At 47.5% G+C, this 20,668-nt stretch carries 17 protein-coding genes; 5 read left to right on the top strand and 12 right to left on the bottom strand.

The features are described from left to right. Positions 1 to 39 precede the first annotated feature (39 nt). From cyoE to KO531_RS18015, 4 genes are all read right to left on the bottom strand, one after another. The gene (gene cyoE / locus KO531_RS18030; protein ID WP_219251879.1) at positions 40 to 945 is read right to left on the bottom strand and encodes a heme o synthase; all 906 of its coding nucleotides are present in this window, start codon (positions 943 to 945) and stop codon (positions 40 to 42) included. A 14-nt stretch (positions 946 to 959) separates the two neighbouring features. Beyond that, a complete protein-coding gene (locus tag KO531_RS18025; RefSeq protein ID WP_219251878.1) occupies positions 960 to 1,937 on the bottom strand; it encodes a COX15/CtaA family protein in 978 nt (325 codons plus the stop codon). Next, positions 1,937 to 2,482: a hypothetical protein gene (locus KO531_RS18020; protein ID WP_219251877.1), complete on the bottom strand. Its 546-nt coding sequence runs from the start codon at positions 2,480 to 2,482 to the stop codon at positions 1,937 to 1,939. Before KO531_RS18020 ends, KO531_RS18025 begins: the two co-directional genes overlap by 1 nt. A 91-nt stretch (positions 2,483 to 2,573) precedes the next feature. Then, positions 2,574 to 3,338, bottom strand: coding sequence for an SURF1 family protein (locus tag KO531_RS18015; protein ID WP_219251900.1), 765 nt, complete (start codon positions 3,336 to 3,338; stop codon positions 2,574 to 2,576). Between KO531_RS18015 and KO531_RS18010 the strand changes: the two genes are divergently transcribed. Further along, entirely contained in the window at positions 3,337 to 3,555 is a 219-nt protein-coding gene (locus tag KO531_RS18010) for a DUF2909 family protein (RefSeq protein ID WP_105250645.1), read from the top strand. The two genes, KO531_RS18015 and KO531_RS18010, sit on opposite strands and share 2 nt — an antisense overlap. Positions 3,556 to 3,559: 4 nt before the next feature. On the opposite strand, the gene KO531_RS18005 is transcribed toward KO531_RS18010, so the two are convergent. The 6 genes from KO531_RS18005 to lexA all read right to left on the bottom strand — a co-directional run bounded on the left by KO531_RS18005 (position 3,560) and on the right by lexA (position 9,682). Further along, positions 3,560 to 4,435, bottom strand: coding sequence for a cytochrome c oxidase subunit 3 (locus KO531_RS18005; RefSeq protein ID WP_198572400.1), 876 nt, complete (start codon positions 4,433 to 4,435; stop codon positions 3,560 to 3,562). After that, entirely contained in the window at positions 4,432 to 5,013 is a 582-nt protein-coding gene (locus KO531_RS18000) for a cytochrome c oxidase assembly protein (RefSeq protein ID WP_105250643.1), read from the bottom strand. Before KO531_RS18000 ends, KO531_RS18005 begins: the two co-directional genes overlap by 4 nt. A 1-nt stretch (position 5,014) precedes the next feature. Further along, positions 5,015 to 6,607 (bottom strand): cytochrome c oxidase subunit I, encoded by a 1,593-nt coding sequence (gene ctaD / locus KO531_RS17995; protein WP_105250642.1) that lies wholly within the window; start codon positions 6,605 to 6,607, stop codon positions 5,015 to 5,017. 9 nt (positions 6,608 to 6,616) lie between these two features. Continuing rightward, positions 6,617 to 8,149, bottom strand: coding sequence for a cytochrome c oxidase subunit II (gene coxB / locus KO531_RS17990; RefSeq protein WP_219251876.1), 1,533 nt, complete (start codon positions 8,147 to 8,149; stop codon positions 6,617 to 6,619). Positions 8,150 to 8,552: 403 nt separating this feature from the next. Beyond that, positions 8,553 to 9,065 (bottom strand): SulA-like leucine-rich domain-containing protein, encoded by a 513-nt coding sequence (locus tag KO531_RS17985; RefSeq protein WP_131524817.1) that lies wholly within the window; start codon positions 9,063 to 9,065, stop codon positions 8,553 to 8,555. Beyond that, positions 9,062 to 9,682 (bottom strand): transcriptional repressor LexA, encoded by a 621-nt coding sequence (lexA, locus tag KO531_RS17980; RefSeq protein ID WP_105250639.1) that lies wholly within the window; start codon positions 9,680 to 9,682, stop codon positions 9,062 to 9,064. The genes KO531_RS17985 and lexA overlap by 4 nt, the downstream gene beginning before the upstream one ends. A gap of 160 nt (positions 9,683 to 9,842) precedes the next feature. On the opposite strand from lexA, the gene plsB reads away from it, so the two are divergent. From plsB to KO531_RS17965, 3 genes are all read left to right on the top strand, one after another. Next, the gene (gene plsB / locus KO531_RS17975; protein WP_105250638.1) at positions 9,843 to 12,266 is read left to right on the top strand and encodes a glycerol-3-phosphate 1-O-acyltransferase PlsB; all 2,424 of its coding nucleotides are present in this window, start codon (positions 9,843 to 9,845) and stop codon (positions 12,264 to 12,266) included. Continuing rightward, positions 12,266 to 13,522, top strand: coding sequence for a tryptophan permease (mtr, locus tag KO531_RS17970; protein WP_173497974.1), 1,257 nt, complete (start codon positions 12,266 to 12,268; stop codon positions 13,520 to 13,522). The genes plsB and mtr overlap by 1 nt, the downstream gene beginning before the upstream one ends. Positions 13,523 to 13,670: 148 nt before the next feature. Next, positions 13,671 to 14,444 carry a VOC family protein gene (locus KO531_RS17965; RefSeq protein WP_219251875.1) on the top strand — a complete coding sequence of 258 codons (774 nt, stop codon included), beginning with the start codon at positions 13,671 to 13,673 and terminating at the stop codon, positions 14,442 to 14,444. Between the two features lie 76 nt (positions 14,445 to 14,520). On the opposite strand, the gene KO531_RS17960 is transcribed toward KO531_RS17965, so the two are convergent. Then, a complete protein-coding gene (locus KO531_RS17960) occupies positions 14,521 to 15,687 on the bottom strand; it encodes a ribonuclease T2 (protein ID WP_219251874.1) in 1,167 nt (388 codons plus the stop codon). 181 nt (positions 15,688 to 15,868) lie between these two features. Here KO531_RS17960 and KO531_RS17955 point away from each other — a divergent pair, with 181 nt between their 5' ends. Next, positions 15,869 to 17,443, top strand: a complete 1,575-nt coding sequence (locus KO531_RS17955; RefSeq protein WP_219251873.1) for a hypothetical protein — start codon at positions 15,869 to 15,871, stop codon at positions 17,441 to 17,443. A gap of 74 nt (positions 17,444 to 17,517) precedes the next feature. Here KO531_RS17955 and KO531_RS17950 read toward each other — a convergent pair whose 3' ends face one another. Further along, on the bottom strand, positions 17,518 to 20,661 hold the full coding sequence (locus KO531_RS17950; RefSeq protein WP_219251872.1) for a CusA/CzcA family heavy metal efflux RND transporter: 3,144 nt from the start codon (positions 20,659 to 20,661) through the stop codon (positions 17,518 to 17,520). Positions 20,662 to 20,668: the final 7 nt, after the last annotated feature.

Raw genomic sequence — 20,668 nt, 5'->3', positions numbered from 1 at the left:
CCATAAATACAGGTTAGCGCGACAAACTCGTTCCATACACTAGTTCCACAAATAGTGGTCTAGCAGTAATGCCATAAATAACAACATTAAATGGTAGATAGAGAAGCGGAACACTTGCATCGCTAAGCCATCATGATCCCGATATTTAAGTTGCCATGCTTTATAGATAAATCCCGTACTGAGTAAACTCGAGCTGACGAAATACACTGGCCCACACATACCAACCAGCACAGGTAACAGGCAAGCAATCGCCAGCAATACTGTGTAGAGCAAGATGCAGGTTTTCGTAAATTCGACACCGTGGGTGACTGGTAGCATGGGAATATCTACTTTGGCATATTCGGCGCGTCTGTGAATGGCCAGTGCCCAAAAATGTGGCGGCGTCCACGTAAAAATGATGATCACTAGCAATAACGCATGGCCGTGAAATTCGTTCGTTACTGCCGTCCATCCCAGCAGGGGTGGCATAGCTCCCGCAAGGCCACCGATCACAATATTTTGTGATGTTGCGCGTTTCAAATAGGCAGTATAAACCAAGGCATAGCCAATCAGGCTGGCAAAGGTCAGCCAAGCTGTGAGTGGATTGCCTAAGGAATATAAGACGATAAAGCCAAGGCTGCCTAAGCTGGCAGCGAAAATTAACGCGCGTGTGGCCGAAATACGCCCTTTGGGTAGCGGGCGATTGTAGGTGCGTGCCATTAAGCCATCGATACGGCGATCGATCAGATGATTCAACGCCGCCGCTGAACCTGCCATCATAGCAATACCCAGCATACCGGCGATTAAAGGTTGAACGGGGACCGCATGGGGCACAGCAAGACACATGCCTACTAAGACAGTGAGCAGCATCAGTGCGACGACTTTAGGTTTGGTCATTTCAAAATAGGCGCGCCATGTTACGCTGAAAGTGGGCAGGCTACTGGTGATTGAGAGTGGTTTTGCCATCTTGGATCCCTCGCTTATGCTTTGCGCCATAAAAAATAGTTGATTGTGACTAAGGTCAGTAGCAGTAGTGCCGCACCACCGTTGTGAGACACGGCAATACCGAGTGGTAAATGCATCACTACGTTAGAAATACCTAAGCTCACTTGTAGTATGACTAGCCCCACTAATAAAAGGCTTAAAGCCTTAAGTCCTGTAGCGCCAACAAATAATCGGTAGGCGAGCACGAGTAACAAGCTGGCAGTGACGATAGCACCAATTCTGTGGGCTACATGGATAGTCATTCGTGCAGGGTAATCGAGCACCCCAAATTCGAAGCTAGGGTGTTGGCCTTGGAACGGTGAAAATGCCTCGGTTATTGCTAAGTTATCTACCCAATTTCCCTCACAGATGGGTAAAGAGGTGCAGGCGAGCGCCGCATAATTCGATGATGTCCAAGCGCCCAACATAATCTGACCCACAAGGACGAATAGGCTCACCAGTGCCAGCGGTGCCAGATTGCTGGCATGGGTTTCGCTATTAAAGATCCGCCGCGGTCGGGTTCGTAAATAGAGGAGTAACAGCAGTGAAATCAGGCTGAAGCCACCAATAAGATGCGACATCACCACTATAGGCATGAGTTTCATCGTCACTGTCCACATGCCGAGTGCGGCTTGAAAGAGGATCAGCAGCACTATGATGAGTGGCAATTTTTTCGGTGCTTCCGGCGTTTTCAAACACAGCACTAAGATGAACAATACTAGTAAGCCAAGTCCGCCGGCGATATATCTGTGGATCATCTCCAGCCAAGCTTTCTCCGGGTGGATATCATGATCGGGGAAGATGGTTTGTGCATGGGCGATTTCATGGTCTTGGGTGGGCACCTTGATATGGCCGTAGCAACCCGGCCAGTCGGGACAGCCAAGCCCCGCATCCGATAGGCGAGTGTAAGCGCCCATTAAGATCACCAACAAGGTAAAGACTAAGGTTAAGCGTAGGACCCAAGTTAGCTGCATCAATCTACCCTCGACAGTTTTAACAACTTACGCAGATCCGCTACCAAGGCTTTGCCTTGAGCTAAATGCGCTTCTCTACCCTGCACTTGGGGATAGCGCAGCACTAAGCTGCCTAAGGGATCGACTATGATCAACTGCTGTTCATCTAGCCAGTGGCTTAAGCCAGCATTGGCGGGACGTGTGTTAAAGTTAAAGGCGCTTAAAGCATTAAGATCGCTGTCGGGATGGGTGAGGATCAACGGTTCGACTCGTGCCTGATCTGGCCCTAAAGCAGTGTGGCTTTGGCGTAAAATATACAGGCGTTCGCGGCAAGCATCGTCGCATTGGGCGGGCAGTAAATATAGCAGTTGCCATTCTTTAGGATTGGGATTTTCAACCCCAAGGCTGGCATAACTGGTCTCAGGATTGATCAGCTCGCCATGATTAGTGGCGCCGCCGTGGTATAAATTCAGGCTCAGCACTAGCTTGGCTATCACCACGGGCGCGATAAACGCCAGCAACAACAAGCCCAATGCTTTGTGTTTCGATTTATTCTGGGAGTTCATGCTTGCTCCTCTCATTCAAATTATCCCTAATTTATTGTTTTATATTTATTTAGTTTTTATTTGTGTCTTGCTAAGTATGGTACGAATTTCCCTATTCGCTCCTTGAGTGTGCGATTGTTTCGGCACTATGGCGTTTTACATACTTAATCCCTTGCCACAGCATGAGCCCAGCAAACACGGCTGCCATCGAAAACCACTGCAGCGCATAACCCCAATGTTTTTGCGCCGACAGTGGGAAGGGTTGCCAAGGATGCGGCAAGGCGAGGGCGGGTAGCTCATCCGGTTGCAGCACTGCATCTAGTAAAGGGTGGCCTAACAGCTGCGCCATTTCCGGTATATTCAAATTCTGAAAGCGAACACTTGTCCCCGTTTCTGCCATTAAAGCCTGGCTCAAAGGATTGATTTGCTTTTGGTAAAGCCGACCTTCGATATTCAATTCACCGCTAAGTGGGCTGATGTGGGGCAACTCATCACGGTGGGAACTGGCCGCGACAAAACCTAATTCGACCAGTAACCAAGGTTGACCCGCAGTCACTTGCAGGGGCTGAAAGGCTAAATAGCCCACTTGGCCCTGATAGATTTGATTATCCAGCAGCCATATTTGCGAGCTCGCGGGTATGGCGTGCACTTGCAGTCGATAACCTGTCACGCCTTCCTTATCGATTTTGAGTTGGAGCTGCTCAAAACTTAATGGCAGCAAGGATTGTCTTGCCTCCATTTGGGCTAACAGCATGGTTTTTTCTTCGCCGCGGGCTAATTGCCATAGACCCAACTTGACCAATATAGTTAATACAGCCACAGTCAATATCAGTAGAAAAACCGTTAATTTATTCAGCAGAACATGAGGATATTGTATGAATAGCCTGTTCATTTTTAAGTTGGTCTTAGTTCTGCTGTTGCTATTCATCATTTTTAATCTAGGTCGCGCCTTGTTTATTATGGTGAAAGGTGATGAAAAAGTGCCTATGAGCCGTTATCTTGGTCGGCGAGTGATTTTCTCCGTGCTCGTTATCTTGTTATTGCTGGTGGCCTTAGGGACTGGGTTAATTAGCCCCAATCCCACGCCTTACTAAAGCACTAGAGAACGTAAACGAAAATAAACAAACACAGCCAGACCACATCCACAAAGTGCCAATACCAACTCCCCGCTTGGAACGCAAAATGTTTATCTGCGCTAAAGTGCCCCTTCAACACTCTGAAAAACAACACGAATAAAAAGAGCGTCCCCAGTGTGACATGCATGCCGTGAAAGCCAGTTAACAGGAAGAAGGTGTTGCCATAAATCCCAGAGGTCAGGGTGAGTCCCATTTCCCGGTAGGCATGCATATATTCTTCTGCCTGTAAGGCAAGGAAACCCATACCCAAGAGTATGGTGATACCAAGCCAGAGAGTAATGGCAGAACGTTTACCTTTTTCTAGGCTGACATGGGCGAAATGTAAGGTAACTGAGGAGGTTAGCAGTACGATAGTGTTGATTAATGGCAGTCCAGTCCATGGCATAGCTTGGGTTTTAGTGCCATCTGGCGTAGTAATGAGCGGCCAAATAGCTTCAAACTGAGGCCAGAGTACTTCGTGGGTCATGGCATTATTCGATGCGCCACCGAGCCAAGGCACTGCGAACATGCGGGCATAAAATAGTGCCCCGAAAAAAGCCCCGAAAAACATAACTTCCGAAAAAATAAACCAGCTCATACCTTGGCGAAACGATCGATCCATTTGGCTAGAATAGAGCCCTGCCATCGACTCTTGGATCACGGTTCTAAACCAACCCACCAGCATGAATAGGATCACAGCTATCCCAACCAGCAGCACATAACCGCCACCGGATGCACCTGATTTCAATTGTTGCACGAAAAGGCCTGCACCAGAGGCGATTAAGAACAAGCCAATGGCACCTACAATAGGCCAGACACTTTGGGATGGAACGTAGTAAGTCTGATGTTTCGTTGTCATTTTGCAGCTCCTTGCTCTATGGCAGACGCTAACTGCTTGTCGGTAATGTCGTAGAGAGTGTAAGAGAGGGTCAGAGTATGGATAGACTCAGGTAACTGAGGATCCACATAGAAAATGAGCGGCAGCTCAGCGCTAGTGTCCGCCGCTAAGGGTTGTTGATTAAAGCAAAAGCATTCTGTTTTATTAAAATAAGCGGCACCTTGTCCGGGCGAAACTGAAGGTATCGCTTGGCCAATCGTTGCTTTAGCTGACATATTGCGCGCCAGAAATGCCGTATGGATTAGCTCGCCAGGGTGAACTTCGAGCCGTTTGGTTTGTGGCGCAAATGTCCATGGCATGCCTGTTTGTACCTGAGAAATAAATTCCACAGTCACTATTCGGCTTGTATCTACTGTGATTGCTTGATAACTACTCGCGGTATTGGAGGGTTTTCCATTGATACCGAGTTGCTCGCACAACACATCGTAGAGCGGCACCAGCGCGAATCCAAAGCCAAACATGCCAATACAGCCGATAACTAACATGCTGATAAGTTTACGATTTGACTTAGGTTTATCTTGCTGGTGTTGGGTTGCCATTTCATTTCACCTCAGGTGGTGTCGTGAAGGAGTGGTAAGGCGCAGGGCTTGGCAATGTCCACTCTAAACCCTCGGAACCTTCCCAAGGTTTAGCGGGAGCTTTTTCGCCGCCACGGATGCACTTAATTACTAAAACTAAGAAAATCAATTGCGATAAGCCGAAGGCAAACCCACCAATCGAGACTATTTGATTAACATCGGCAAATTGAATCGAGTAGTCAGGGATACGCCTTGGCATTCCTGCCAGCCCAAGGAAATGCATCGGGAAAAACAGCACGTTGACCGAAATCACTGAACACCAGAAATGCCATTGTCCCAGTCGCTCGTTGTACATGTGCCCAGTCCACTTAGGTAGCCAGTAATAGGCCGCTGCCATGATGGAGAAAATCGCACCAGTTACGAGTACATAATGGAAATGTGCCACAACAAAATAAGTATCGTGGTACTGGAAGTCGGCGGGTGTAATGGCGAGCATTAATCCCGAAAAACCGCCAATAGTGAAGAGTATGATAAAGGCTACAGCAAACAGCATGGGCGTTTCGAAACTGAGTGAGCCGCGCCACATAGTGGCAACCCAGTTAAACACTTTCACCCCAGTTGGCACAGCAATCAACATAGTGCAATACATGAAGAACAGCTCGGCAAACACTGGCATACCTGTGGTGAACATATGGTGCGCCCATACGAGGAACGACAGAATTGCAATACTAGCGGTAGCATAAACCATGGATGCATAGCCAAATAAGGGTTTACGACTGAAGGCTGGAACTATGGCAGAGATGATGCCAAAGGACGGCAAGATCATGATGTAGACTTCAGGGTGGCCGAAGAACCAGAAAATATGCTGGAACATCACAGGATCGCCGCCGCCAGCCGCATCGAAGAAACTCGTGCCGAAAAACTTATCGGTCAGCACCATAGTCACTGCGCCAGCGAGTACGGGCATAACCGCGATCAGTAGGAATGCCGTGATAAGCCAAGTCCACACAAACAATGGTAACTTCATCCATGTCATGCCTGGCGCGCGTAAATTCACTATGGTCACAATCACGTTGATTGCGCCCATGATCGAACTTATCCCCATGATGTGAATAGAAAATACAAAGAGCGCCGTGCTATCTGGGCTATAAGTTGTTGATAGTGGTGCGTAGAAGGTCCAACCAAAGTTAGGTCCGCCACCTTCCATAAATAGCGAACTGAGAAGGATAGTGAAGGCGAAGGGGAGTATCCAAAAACTCCAGTTATTCATCCGTGGCAGCGCCATATCGGGCGCTCCTATCATCATAGGGATCAGCCAGTTAGCGAGCCCTGTAAAGGCTGGCATTACCGCACCGAATACCATGATCAGCCCATGAACAGTTGTCATTTGGTTGAAAAAGTTGGGCTCGACCAATTGTAATCCAGGTTGAAAGAGTTCAGCGCGGATCACCATGGCCATAGCGCCACCGGTTAAGAACATAATAAAGCTGAACCATAAATACAAAGTACCTATGTCTTTATGGTTGGTGGTTAGCAGCCAGCGCATGATGCCCTTTGGCGCACCATGATGATGGTCATCATGGGCTGCGGTTTGATCTTGAGTCGTAGTGCTCATCATTATCCCCTACTGTCCATGACTTGCGATATCAGCAGGTTGCACTGTATCGCCGGTATTGTTACCCCAAGCATTGCGTTCATAGGTAATGACTGCTGCAAGTTGCTGTGGGCTAAGCTGTTTGCCAAATGCCTGCATAGCCGTGCCCGTTTTGCCGTGCATCACAATATCGATGTGATTGGCGACTGGTCCAATGGCGATAGCACTACCCACTAGCACGGGGAAGGCGGGTGGTATTCCTGCACCTGTCACTTGATGGCAGGCAGCACAGAAGGTCGCGTAGACAGTTTGACCTTCGGCCATGAGGGCGTCATGGCTGAGTGTGGGGAGGCTTGCGGGATCGATTGCAGCTGAGACGTCTGCAGGTGCGGGTGTCGGAGTTGTACTGCTTGGTACCGCGGCGGATGTTTGTGCAGAATTGCCGTTCATGTACTCGTTGACGTCTTTGGCTTGCACTGCATCGCCAGTATTATTGCCCCAAGCATTACGCTCGTAGGTAGTCACTGCCGCGATTTCTTGTGCAGTCAATTGCTTACTAAACGCTTGCATGGCTGTACCCGTTTTACCGTTGAGCACAATTTCAAGGTGGCCGCTGAGCGGTCCCGTTGCAATCGGGCTACCTTTAAGGTGCGGAAATACGCCTTGCAACCCTTCGCCATTGGGCTGGTGGCAGGCTGCGCAGTGCCCGAGGTAAACTTGTTCACCTTGAGTCATCAACTCTTCTTTACTTAGGGTTTGTGATAAAGCGGCTTGAGCGGCTTCAGCCGCAGCACCTGCGGCTTGTTTCTGCTCTGTGACCCAAGCCTCAAACTCGGCTTCGGGTAACGCTTGTACTACGATAGGCATAAAACCATGGTCTTTACCGCAGAGCTCGGCGCATTGACCACGGTAAATGCCGGGTTTGTCGATGCGAGTCCAGGCCTCATTGATAAATCCTGGATTGGCATCTTTCTTAATGGCAAAGGCGGGTACCCACCAAGAATGGATGACATCCTCTGAAGTCATCAGAAAGCGGATTTTGCGGTTTATTGGTAGAACGAGCGGTTTATCGACTTCCAATAGATAGTTTTCACCCTTGGTTTCGGTGCCTTCGATTTGTGCTCTGGGTGTTGTCAGTATGCTATAAAAATCAATATCTTGATCGAAATAGCTGTAATGCCATTTCCATTGGGACCCCGTAACTTTTACGGTGAGATCGGCGTTGCTGGGATCTTCCATTGCGATTAAAGTTTTTGTCGCTGGAATCGCCATTAAGATCAAAATGATAAATGGCAGAATCGTCCAAGCGATTTCAACTTTAGTGCTTTCGTGAAAGTGGGACGCGACAGCGCCTTTGGATTTTCTGTGGTTGATCATGGCGTAAATCATGACGCCAAAGACCACTAGGCCTATTGCGCAGCAGATATACAAAATGGTCATGTGCAAGTGATAAACCTTGCCACTGATCTCGGTCACGCCAGGGGTCATGTTGAACCGCATGTCCGCGGCGGTCAACGGTGGTGCGAAAAGCACCACGAGTAAACAATACAACAATTGCTTCACAAGACTTCTCCTCTGCCAATTGCGAATAGCAACTACAAAGAAGAGCAACACAGTAAGTCTCAACTCTATGCAAACTCTTCAGTTCCCAAAAAAGCTTTTTTGACTTCAACGTGCGTTGGCGGCTGTTACTTTTAATCAAGTATTGTTACTGCTGGTAATTAGCCACGCTGGCACATACTGCTGAAATAAATCTGTTCTCTATTTTTAGTGGCGCTTCGAGTTCGATAAATACTCGATTCATTGACCACGGAAGGTGATATATCATCACCGACTTAACCAACCATACTTGCTGTTTAAATATTGATCAAGATCACTTATTTATCTAATTATCTGAAAAATTGCCAAAAAAAAGCCTCACATTCATAGGTGAGGCGGCTTTCAAGGTAAAAAATTAAATGAATATTTAGTGTACAGCGCTAAAAAAAGATTGCTGACCGAAGAGATTGCCTTGCTCAATGCGTACGTCGGCATGTAAGTGACTGTTTACGTCTTCAAGCACTATGCCCATAGCTCGGGCACTTTTAGCCACGATTTGTAGGCGTCGATTATCCCGCGCATCCAATGATTGAGTCCAAGTAATGACTGCACTGGACGTACCACTTGTCAGGGCTTTTTCCATTGCCCACAGGGTTTCGACTTCATCTTTAGCATGTACCAGCAAAACTCTATCCATACGCACACCTGCGCTGGCGAGCATTTGCTTGTAGCCAATACTTGGAGGGTTGATGAGCACTAACCAACGGCCCTGTTGGCTTAACTGAGCGAGTTGTGCACTCAGATGAATTAATTCTTGGCGACCTTGAGTCTTAGTTGGCATGCAGGCGATGGGCGCATGGTGCCAGTCATAGTCAGCATCACGGACTTCATCGAGCCACAGGCCCGGATGGCGGGGGGCATTGCCAAGTAGTTTATTCATAGCCAATCTCCATTACGGATCACACCGACGGCGAGTCCTTCAATTGTTAAACTTTGGAAGCCTAAATCCACTTTAATCGGGGAGTAATCTTCATTTTCGGCATGTAGATAGACTACATTACCTTTTTTTTCGAAACGTTTAACAGTGACATCGTCATCGACTCTAGCGACAACCACTTGACCATTTCTAGCTTGTTCTACTTTATGAACTGCCAGCAAATCACCTTCGAGAATGCCGATATTTTTCATGCTGTCGCCTTTTACTCGCAGTAAAAAATCGGCGGCGGGATGGAACATGCTTGGGTCGACTTGGTAGTACTGTTCAACATGTTCTTGGGCGAGGATAGGTTCACCTGCGGCCACTTGGCCGATGAGCGGTAAACCTGTTTCAGTCAAATCTTCGATTTCCGCAGGCAGACGAATGCCCCGAGATGTGCCTGGCATGATCTCAATGCAGCCCTTTTTTGCCAACGCTTTAAGGTGTTCTTCAGCCGCATTGGCGCTCTTAAAACCTAAACGGGTTGCGATTTCTGCCCGAGTGGGTGGCATGCCAGTATCGGCAATATTTCGTTTAATTAGCTCTAAAATTTCAGCTTGGCGTGGCGTCAAAGGTCTCATGGTGTTTCCTGTTTTTCTATACAGTTACTGTTAGTATATACAGTATTATTTGCAGCGCAAGTATTAACCACTTTTTAGCTATGTTGGAGAGAATTAGCGAATATTGCCCATAGTCTGGTATTCTATCGGGCTAGTAAACGCACTTAATTGCATAAGAATAATGCCTAAACACGACTCTCTTTGGTTGAAATCATTACGTTGGATCCAAAAACACTTAGTGCACACTATTGTGGTACCTCAGGATCCCTTTGCCGATCTGAATCTGGATGCTTCCAGACCCCTTGTTTATGTGATGAAAACAGAATCCCTCAGTGACATCGCTGCTTTGAGCGAAATAACGGCTAAGTTAGGCTTACCAAGCCCTTATGAGCCTCTAGTGGCTAATGGTGTGACTGCGCCTCGGGTTGTCTGTCTTCAAGGACGTAAGCCACTGTTTGGCGAACGTGCTGGTAATGAGCCTTTCCTCGAATGCTTTATGCGTTTGTTAGCCGTGCATAAGGAACGTCCTGAATTAGATATTCAACTGGTACCCGTGAGCCTGTATTGGGGCCGAACGCCAGGGAAAGAAGACGACACTATGAAGGCGGCCGTATTTGAGCGGGAAAACCCGACTTGGCTGCGCAAGTGCTTGATGATTCTGTTCTTAGGTCGACATAACTTCGTGCAGTTTTCGAATGCCGTATCCCTGCGTTACATGGCTGACGAACATGGCACCGACATGGGGATTGCCCATAAGTTAGCACGGGTTGCGCGCGTGCATTTCCGTCGTCAACGTAAGGTAATGACAGGGCCTGTGCTGCCAAACCGCCAAGCACTGTTTCATTCGTTACTCAAATCTGAGTCGCTGCGCAAAGCGATTCAAGAAGAAGCCGCCAGTAAAAAGATTTCTGAGACCCAAGCGCGCGAGACGGCCATTGAGTACCTTGATGAAATCGCTGCCGATTACTCAGACAGTTTAGTGCGTATTGCCGAGCGTTTCTTAACTTGGTTGTGGAACAAGCTTTACAGCGGGATCAACATTAAAGGCGCCGAGCAAGTTCGCCAGTTGCACCACGATGGCCACGAGATTGTTTATGTGCCTTGCCATCGTAGCCACATGGATTACCTGCTGTTATCGTATATTTTGTATTATCAAGGCATGGTTCCGCCGCACATTGCTGCTGGCATTAACCTCAACTTCTGGCCCGCTGGACCTATGTTCCGTCGCGGTGGTGCCTTCTTTATCCGCCGTAGTTTTAATGGCAATAAGCTGTACACCGCAGTATTTCGTGAGTATTTAGATCAGCTGTTTGCTAAAGGTTATTCAGTGGAATACTTCTCCGAAGGTGGCCGTTCACGTACTGGCCGTCTGTTGGCGCCGAAAACTGGCATGATCGCCATGACGATGAACAGCGTACTGCGCGGTATTGAACGTCCTGTCACACTTGTGCCTGTGTATTTAGGCTATGACCATGTGATGGAAGTGGCGACTTACCATAAAGAGTTAAGCGGTAAGAAAAAGAAAAAAGAATCTGTGTGGCAGGTGTTCGGTGCCATTCGCAAATTAGGTAATTTTGGCCAAGGTTATGTGAATTTTGGCGAGCCTATTACCCTGCAAAATTTCTTAAATGAGCGTGCGCCAAACTGGCGTGCTGAGTTGGCCGATGATCCCGAGCAGAAACCAAGTTGGTTAACGCCAGCGGTAAACGTGCTGGCTAATCGGGTGATGACGCGTATCAATGATGCCGCAGCCGCGAGTTCGGTGACTTTGACTAGCTTAGTTTTACTGGCGACAGATCAAAACGCCTTAGAACGTAGTCTGCTGGAGCGTCAGCTTGATTTGTATCTGACCCTACTCAAAAAAGTGCCTTACACTTCTTATACATCTGTTGCCGAAGGTGATGGTAAGCATTTAGTGCAGCAAGGTTTAGAGCTGAACAAGTTTGTTGTTAGTGCCGACCCTTTAGGGGAAATAGTGTCTATCGAAGCGAGTCAGGCTGTGTCTATGACTTACTATCGTAACAATATCATTCACTTATTTATTGTTCCTTCATTAATTGCGAGTTGTTTAACCCACAATGAACAGATCCTGCGCCAGCAAGTGGTTTCAATCGTTGCCGATTTTTATCCACTGCTGAAAGCCGAACTCTTCATGGGAATTAAAGACTTACCAGCCTATGTTGAGCAAGTGTTGGATTTCCTGATTGGGCAAGGTTTAGTGGTTGAGACAGATACTTTAGCTGTCGTGCCTGAGCACTCAAGCCAATTATTGTTGTTAGCCAGTTCAGTGAGCGAGACTCTGCAACGCTACGCTATTATTTTCAATCTGTTAGCGAACAGACCTAAGATGGAGCGCTCAGAACTTGAGTCTGAGAGCCATTTACTCGCCCAGCGTTTAGGGGCTTTACATGGCATTACCGCGCCTGAGTTCTACGATAAAAAACTCTACGGTACTTTGAGCGTGAAGCTCAAAGAATTGGGATATCTGGCGGATAGTGAAGATAAGTCCAATATCAATCGCATACGAGATCAGGCCAATAGCTTATTACGTCCGTCAGTGAGACAAACGATAGTGGCGAGTGTCACCGCGGAGCACACAGTTTAATGGCAAATCATATGAATGCGGCTAAGCATAAGCCCGCAGGTAAGTCCTTGCTCGGTGGTGCCATGATTATTGCTGGCACGACCGTAGGTGCTGGGATGTTTTCTCTGCCCGTGGTCGGTGCAGGTATGTGGTTTGGTTATTCGATTTTGATGTTATTGGGCATTTGGTTTTGCATGTTGATGTCGGGTTTATTGTTGCTCGAAACCAATTTACATTTCGAACCCGGTGCTAGCTTCGATACCTTAAGCAAGCAAACTCTTGGGCAGTTTTGGCGGATAGTGAACGGCGTTTCTATCGCTTTCGTGTTGTATATTTTGACCTATGCCTATATCAGCGGCGGTGGTTCGATTGTGAATCACAGCTTGCAGGGCATGGGAATTGAGTTACCGCAAAGTGTGGCAGGGCTAGTATTTGCCATAGTATTGGCGAGCATAGTGTTGATCAGTACTAAAGCCGTGGATCGGATTACCACGATTATGCTCGGCGGTATGATCATTACCTTCTTCCTCGCTATCGGCAATTTATTGATCGAAATTGATGTGACTAAGTTGCTCGAACCCGATGGTAATAACAGCTTTTCACCTTATCTGTGGGCGGCGCTGCCCTTTGGTCTCGCCAGTTTTGGTTACCATGGTAACGTTCCCAGCTTAGTGAAGTATTACGGCAAAGATTCCTCCACCATTATCAAGGCGATTTTCGTCGGCACCTTTATCGCACTGGTGATTTATGCCTGTTGGTTAGTGGCGACTATGGGCAATATTCCCCGCAGCCAGTTTATCGACATTATTGCCCAAGGCGGCAATATGGGTGTGTTGGTGGGCGCTTTGTCTGAGGTGATGGCGAGTAGCTGGTTAAACAGTATGTTGACCCTGTTTGCTAACTTAGCCGTGGCTTCATCTTTCTTAGGGGTGACCTTAGGCCTGTTCGATTATCTTGCCGATTTGTTTGGTTTTGATGATTCACGCTCTGGCCGGATGAAAACCGCGTTAGTGACCTTTGTGCCGCCGACGATTTTAGGATTACTGTTTCCCGATGGCTTCTTAGTAGCGATTGGCTTTGCGGCATTAGCGGCGACAGTGTGGGCGGTAATCGTCCCGGCGCTGATGGCCTATAAATCGCGACAGTTGTTCCCCGATAGCACAGGTTTTAGAGTGATAGGCGGTACACCGCTGATTATTCTTGTGGTGTTATTTGGCATAGTCACGGGTGCATGTCATCTGCTCGCGATGGCAAATTTACTGCCGCAATATTCCTAATTTGTTGTGATGATTTAAGCCCTCCATGTGAGGGCTTTTTTGTCTTTAGCGGTTGAGTTTTGTCTTACAGATCTTTTTAACCTGAATACTGGACAGAAATACAAACTCAGGCTTAACTCGAATAATTGTTAAAACAAAGGAGCCGATAATGAAAATGACTCAGTACGCACAAGGACATGCATGTTGGGTTGAACTTGCAAGCCATGATTGGCAGGGAGCTACAGCATTTTACCAAGCGTTATTTGGTTGGAACTCGGTCGAAATGCCGATCCCTGAAGGTCACTTTTCGCTATTTAATTTAGCGGGAGATGACTTAGGCGCCATGTATCAAATCCCTGAGTCAGAAGCACATATCCCCAGCCACTGGCGTATCTACTTTGCCGTCGATGATATGGATGCCAGCATTGTAGCGATTCAAGCGGCGGGCGGCCAAGTGCACATGGGGCCGCATATTGTGGGTGATGCGGGCGTGATGGCGCAGGTCAGCGATCCTGAAGGCGCACGCTTTGCTTTATGGCAAGCGAAGAACCACATAGGTGCTCGCCGTCAGGGTGAACTCAATACCCTTTGCTGGGTTGAGCTGGCTTGCAAAGAGCCGCGTGCTGAAGAAGCCTTTTACTGCAAAATCTTCCCTTGGACCAACATGCCAAGTGGCATGCCTGACATTGAATACTCAGAATGGCAGCTTGATGGTCAATCCATCGGCGGTATGATGACGATAATGCCTGAATGGGGCGATATTTCTCCCCACTGGCAGCTCTATTTTGTGGTGGCGGATTGCGATGCGTTTGCTGAGAAAGCCCAAAGCTTAGGCGCGCAAGTGTGCATTCCGCCTAGTGATATCCCTGATGTGGGACGATTTTCTGTCATTGCTGACGCCCAAGGCGCTACCTTTGCGGTGATCAAGCTTAATCAGATGTGACAGCCATATTAAGGACTGTCATTAAGGTTAAAAACGGCGACGCTAAATCGCCGTTTTTATTTGTCTAACTATTTGTTTAATTAGCGTTATCAATCATGATTGTTTCAGGGCAGGAGCCTTTTGAGGCCTTATTAGCTTTGGCGAGTAGGCTAGGTAAGGAGTCAGAAGTTTTAATGACTTCGGGTAAGTTAATGCGGATTTCACTCAGTAATCCCTTGCCACATTCAAGACTCATTTTAGTGTGAGCGCCTTGACCGAAGCTGCTATCAAAACTTTGGTTTAACTCACTTTTACTGACACTCTTACCTATGTTGTCATGAATAAATTTTTGTACCCATGCCGAGGCATTGACCGCTTGGGTCAGCTGGGTTGCCAATAAAAAGTACTCGTTAGGGTCTTGGCTACGGCAAGTGCCGTGTTTCCACCATTCGTGGCGTTCTAAACAGGTGCCATATTGGGCGCTAGGCATGACTTCTTCTAAATTTTTGCGCACCGATGGATTCAGTTCAAACTCTGGATAAGTACAGAAATCATTCGGTTGCAGTTTGACTGTGCTGCAATAGCCATATCGCGTGCCGCATTGTTGTTTATTCGGCCACAGTCCGTGCAGGCTGAAGTGTTGCCATTGGCTCGATTCTGGCGTTTGGCTGAGGGCGCGGCATTCGGCTTTACGGCGGCCATAGAGTTCACAAAAGGTGCTTTGCCAGCTTAATGCGAGCACGTTAGCATCGAATTCGCCACCTATTTGACATTGATTCCCTTGGCGTTTCTCTGGGGTACCATGCTCTTTAAGGCTATCTCGGCTTTTTGCTTTGATGTCCGATGCCGTGGTGGTTTGCGCCGGTTCCGCCGCCGTTGCAGGTGTTGATAAATTACTGCCAGCAACATTAGATAGATATTGACCACAATCGCCGCTGATCCAACGCATGGGAGACTTCACCGCATTGGTGCGCACTCTTAGCCAATCAGGTTTAGCGCTATTGCCGAGGATTTCAAGTACAGGGTAGCGCTCACCAATATTGCTCTGCCATTGATCTGGATTCGTCTGCTTATTTTTCGATTGAAATAGCTCGCAGCGTTTGTCGGCAACGAATTCACCGGTTGCGGGTGCGGCAAAGGTGGGTGCTGTAATGATGAGCGCAGAGCATAAACCGAATGCGGCAAGTAATGCGCGTGATGGGGTTTTAAGGGAAAGTGCTTGCGGCCATATCTGGCTGATGGTTAAACAAAATGACTTGGTCATGTGATGGGATCCTTCCTGCGGCAGTGAATTGAGTCAATTCTGTGTGGCACTGAGTCAATGGTACACATAAGCGCTATAAACTTAGAGGCTTATTTTATGGATAGCGAATACCCATGTAATTATGGTGTCATGCATTCGACTTATATTCAGGTTTCTACTTGTGAATATAAAGAGGTTATTCGTGCGTAAGGTAATCAATCTAAATGCTGTTTTGTTATCGTCTCTTGTGGTGCTATCGGGTTGTAATTCTGACTCTGACGATACTAATCCCATACCGATTGAACCAACTGGGCGTTGGTTAAAAGGTGACTTACATGTACACACCGCAGTTTCGCAGGATGCTCGCGAAACCCAGTCTGATATTCTGAAGTGGGCCTTTGATGACTTCGGTTTAGACTATGTTTCCTTATCGAATCATATGCGTAATAACAGTCAAGATAATGATGATAACGACGTAGGTGGTTTGCTTTATTACGACGCATTAACTCAGTATGAAATGCCTGGTCTAAAAAAGGCCATGCCTAACTATGAGGGCAAAATTGCCTATTCGAGTTTCGAGTGGGATATGCCAACCCATGAGCACTTTAATATCGGTATTTTAGGTGATGAAGCTAAAGTCTTGTCGGCGATTAAAACCTTCGAGTACAGATTTAGTAGTAAAAATGATATTGCAGACTTTGATCCTCAAGATATAGCCGCTTGGACTGCTGCGGGTTATACCCGTCAAAACCAGACTCATGAAGATGCCGTTGCGGCGTTGAAATGGCTAGAGACTCATTATCCCGATAGCAGCTATGGGATGTTAAATCATCCTCGTCGCTATTTAACCAGCTATACCATTAAAGATGTAAGGGAACTGAATGATGCTGCACCCAATGTCTTCTTTTTAGTTGAAGGTCTGGTTGGCGGACAATTTAGCGGTAATCGCGGCGATTATGCTGAGCGCAGTAGCGGTGTATATGGTGGAGTCGACCCTGTGGTAGCGCAGGTCGGCGGTTGGTGGGATGCGCTGTTAGGCGAAGGTCGCCAGATCTGGAATATGGGTAACTCAGATATCCATTTCAAAACGCGCCCACCTTATGCAAGTAGTTATTATCCCGGTGAATATGCGAAAAGCTACACTTGGATCGATGGTCAAGATACCACGGCGCTTTTGAAGGGGTTACGCTCAGGTAATAGCTTTTCTGTGTTTGGCGATTTGATTGATGCCTTGGATTTTAAGCTCGAAAGTAGCAATAAGAATAGTGTCACTATGGGGCAAACCTTGGTAGCGAAAGCGGGCGACAAGTTAACGCTCACTATTCGCTTTAAAAGTCCGGCCTTGAATAATAAAGAGTCGGATATCGGTAATGAAGTTTATGCCGGCATTAACCTTGGTGTACACCACATCGACTTGATCGCAGGTAATGTGGGTCCGCGTGCTGAAGCGGGTACAACGGCATTTGAAAAGGAAACAAACGATTCAACCTTAGTTGTTAAAACTTTTACCAGTGCTGACTGGCATAAAGATGCCGATGGCTACTACAGCATGAGTTACAGTTTTATTGCGGATCAGCATCAATACTTCCGTTTGCGTGGGACTAATTTAGATTACAACCAAGCTAACCTGACGGAAAAAGGTAATCCTTTAAAATCAGCTGTGATTAATCAAGCCGAAGATGAATCGGTTCAGGCTTGGTATAACAAGATTAATGATCGTAACTATAACGACCTGTGGTTCTATTCTAACCCTTTGTTTGTTAGCACGAATAAATAACTCTCTTTAAAGACCGTTGAATAAAAAATCCCCCAGACTATTTCGGTTTGGGGGATTTTTTTATGTATGTGTTATTACTGAACTGCGTCTTTCTTTAATTTACGCGAATAAATCAGTAGATAAAGCGCGGGTAGTACAAACAGTGACAGTAATGGGGCCGTAACCATGCCGCCGACCATAGGTGCGGCAATTTTCTGCATCACATCGTTACCCGATCCTGCACCCCACATAATGGGGAGTAGGCCGAAGAAGATGGTCGCTACTGTCATGGCTTTGGGGCGGATCCGCATAACGGCACCTTCCATTAACGCTTCTTTTAAGTCGCTGACGCTGTGGTAATTATCTTTCTCTTGCCTGTGCTTAATGGCGTTGTTGAGATAGATCAACATGATCACCCCAAATTCAGCGGCGACACCAGCCAAGGCGATCATACCCACGGCGACCGCGACTGAGATGTTGTAATCCAGTAGATACAATAGCCAAGTGCTGCCGACCAGCGCGAATGGGAGGCTGAGCATGATAATACTCGCCTGCAAAGTAGAGCCAAATGTCATCATCAATAGGATGAATATCACACCTAAGGCCATAGGGATCACTTGCTTCAGTTTTGCATCTACCCGTTGCATATATTCATACTGGCCTGCGAAGGTATAGCTGTAGCGCGGGGGCACTTTAAGTTCGGTAGTTAATGCTTGCTTGGCAGTAGTAATGTATTCGCCGATAGACGTGCCTTCAATATCGATAAACACCCAAGAGATTAAGCGACCGTTTTCACTGGTGAGCATAGGTGCGCCATCGGTGATTTCTATATCCGCTAAATTTCGCAGTGGTAGATAATTTCCCGATTTAGTGATCACAGGGAGCTCGCGCAGCTTTTCGATATTATCGCGTAGCTCACGGGGATAACGCAGGTTAATCGGATAACGCTCAGCACCTTGTACCGACTCGCCAATATCCATACCGCCAATGGCGTAACGCACCACATCTTGAATATCTTGTAGTGACATACCGTAACGTGCGGCGACATCGAGTTTTGGGGTGATATCGATGTAACGTCCGCCGCCACTGCGTTCGGCATAAGCTGATTTTGTGTGTGGCACTCTACTGAGGATGGCCTCTATTCCTGCCCCTAGATTTTGCAGCTCGTTGACATCGGCGCCGGTGATCTTAATGCCAACGGGGGTTTTTATCCCAGTAGAGAGCATATCGATACGGGTTTTGATGGGTTGTACCCAAGCATTGGTCATCCCAGGTACTTTCACCGTTTGTTGTAATTGGGCGATGATGCCATCTAAGGTCATACCCTCGCGCCATTCTTCATGGGGTTTAAGCATGATGGTGGTTTCGAGCATAGTTAAAGGCGCAGGATCGGTTGCAGTCTCGGCGCGGCCCACCTTACCAAATACGCGAGCGACTTCGGGGACGGTTTTAATCAAACGATCCGTCTGCTGTAACACTTCGGCGGCTTTGCCCGCACTGAGTCCTGGTAACGCGGTTGGCATGTAGAGTAAATCGCCTTCTTCTAACTCGGGCATAAACTCACTGCCCATGCGCGTCATCGGATACCAAGCGCTGACTAAGGCAATCAATGCTAATCCTAGGGTGATTTTAGGAAACCTAAGTACCAGATTAAGCGAGGGCTTATATAAAGCGATCAGCACGCGACTGATGGGATTTTTATGCTCACTCGGAATTTTTCCCCGAATAAAATAGCCCATTAAGACTGGCACTAATGTGATTGCTAATAATGCGGAAGCGGCCATAGCAAAGGATTTGGTATAGGCCAGCGGTGCAAATAAACGGCCTTCCTGCGCTTCGAGTGCGAACACAGGCACAAAGCTTAAGGTGATAATAATCAATGAGAAAAATAACGCAGGGCCGACTTCAATCGACGCTTCGGTGACGATGCGCCAATGCTCCTTAGTATCGGGTTCTCGGTTGTGTTCTGTGTGAAACTGTTCCAAATGTTTGTGCAGGTTTTCAATCATCACAATTGCGCCGTCCACCACTGCGCCTATGGCAATCGCGATACCCCCAAGACTCATAATGTTGGCATTCACCCCCATCTTATTCATTACGATAAAGGCAATCAGGATTGAAAGCGGCAGGGTAATGATGGCGACTAAGGTTGAGCGTGCGTGCAGTAAAAACAGCAGGCAGACCAACCCTACCACTAGCATTTCTTCGACGACCTTGCTGAATAAATTATCAACGGAATTAAGGATTAATTGGGATCTGTCATAGGTGGGGATGATTTCTACACCATCGGGTAAACCTGCTTTCAGTTCTTCAAGCTTAGCTTTTACGGCATTAATCGTGGATAAAGCATTTTCGCCGTAACGCATCACAATAATGCCGCCTACGACTTCACCTTCGCCGTCAAGTTCGGCTATACCGCGGCGTGAGGCAGGGCCTTTGCGCACGGTAGCAACATCTTTCAGTAATAAACCTGTACCAGAAGGGCTGGTGATACCAAGGGGAATTTCGCGGAAATCCTCAAGGGTTTGACGATAGCCTTTGGCGCGCACCATATACTCGGCTTCAGCCATTTCGATGACCGAGCCACCCGCTTCGCTATTAGATTTTTCTATCGCATCTTTAATGCTGGCGATATCCAGTTTATAGATCGCCATTTTGTCGGGTTCGAGTACGATCTGATAGGTCTGCTCCATGCCACCGACGGTTGCGACTTCAGACACGCCAGCCACGCTTTGTAGCTCTAATTTAAGATACCAGTCTTGCAGGCTTTTGAGCTGTGATAAATCTAAACTGCCGGAGCGATCAACCAACGCATATTCAAACACCCAACCCACACCTGAGGCATCGGGGCCAAGGGACGGTTGTACACCTTGGGGTAAACGGCTACTGATCTGACTTAAGTATTCTAATACCCGTGAGCGCGCCCAGTAGATATCTGTGCCATCTTCGAAAATCACATAGACATAGGAGTCGCCGAACATAGAATAGCCACGTACCGTTTTGGCACCGGGTACAGCTAACATGGCGGTAGATAAAGGATAAGTGACTTGTTCTTCTACCAATTTAGGCGCTTGCCCTGGGTAGGAAGTTTTAATAATCACTTGCACATCCGACAGATCGGGCAGTGCATCAAGCGGCGTTTTGCGCAGCTCCTGTACGCCCCAGACAGTGATCATGATGGCAATGATCAACACCATCAATCGCTGCCTGATGGACGCCTCAATAATATATTTCAACATAACGCGC

Source organism: Shewanella sp. NKUCC06_TVS (assembly GCF_019345515.1).
Classification (GTDB): Bacteria; Pseudomonadota; Gammaproteobacteria; order Enterobacterales; family Shewanellaceae; genus Shewanella; species Shewanella oncorhynchi.
Note: the sequence above shows the minus strand (reverse complement) of the source record. Positions and strands in the feature narration are given on the sequence as shown.

Bases quoted from the DNA above. Each gene is read 5' to 3' on its own strand.
- cyoE (WP_219251879.1), bottom strand. From the start codon at position 945: ATGGCAAAACCACTCTCAATCACCAGTAGCCTGCCCACTTTCAGCGTA.
- KO531_RS18025 (WP_219251878.1), bottom strand. From the start codon at position 1,937: ATGCAGCTAACTTGGGTCCTACGCTTAACCTTAGTCTTTACCTTGTTG.
- KO531_RS18020 (WP_219251877.1), bottom strand. From the start codon at position 2,482: ATGAACTCCCAGAATAAATCGAAACACAAAGCATTGGGCTTGTTGTTG.
- KO531_RS18010 (WP_105250645.1), top strand. From the start codon at position 3,337: ATGAATAGCCTGTTCATTTTTAAGTTGGTCTTAGTTCTGCTGTTGCTA.
- KO531_RS18005 (WP_198572400.1), bottom strand. From the start codon at position 4,435: ATGACAACGAAACATCAGACTTACTACGTTCCATCCCAAAGTGTCTGG.
- KO531_RS18000 (WP_105250643.1), bottom strand. From the start codon at position 5,013: ATGGCAACCCAACACCAGCAAGATAAACCTAAGTCAAATCGTAAACTT.
- ctaD (WP_105250642.1), bottom strand. From the start codon at position 6,607: ATGAGCACTACGACTCAAGATCAAACCGCAGCCCATGATGACCATCAT.
- KO531_RS17985 (WP_131524817.1), bottom strand. From the start codon at position 9,065: ATGAATAAACTACTTGGCAATGCCCCCCGCCATCCGGGCCTGTGGCTC.
- lexA (WP_105250639.1), bottom strand. From the start codon at position 9,682: ATGAGACCTTTGACGCCACGCCAAGCTGAAATTTTAGAGCTAATTAAA.
- plsB (WP_105250638.1), top strand. From the start codon at position 9,843: ATGCCTAAACACGACTCTCTTTGGTTGAAATCATTACGTTGGATCCAA.
- mtr (WP_173497974.1), top strand. From the start codon at position 12,266: ATGGCAAATCATATGAATGCGGCTAAGCATAAGCCCGCAGGTAAGTCC.
- KO531_RS17965 (WP_219251875.1), top strand. From the start codon at position 13,671: ATGAAAATGACTCAGTACGCACAAGGACATGCATGTTGGGTTGAACTT.
- KO531_RS17960 (WP_219251874.1), bottom strand. From the start codon at position 15,687: ATGACCAAGTCATTTTGTTTAACCATCAGCCAGATATGGCCGCAAGCA.
- KO531_RS17950 (WP_219251872.1), bottom strand. From the start codon at position 20,661: ATGTTGAAATATATTATTGAGGCGTCCATCAGGCAGCGATTGATGGTG.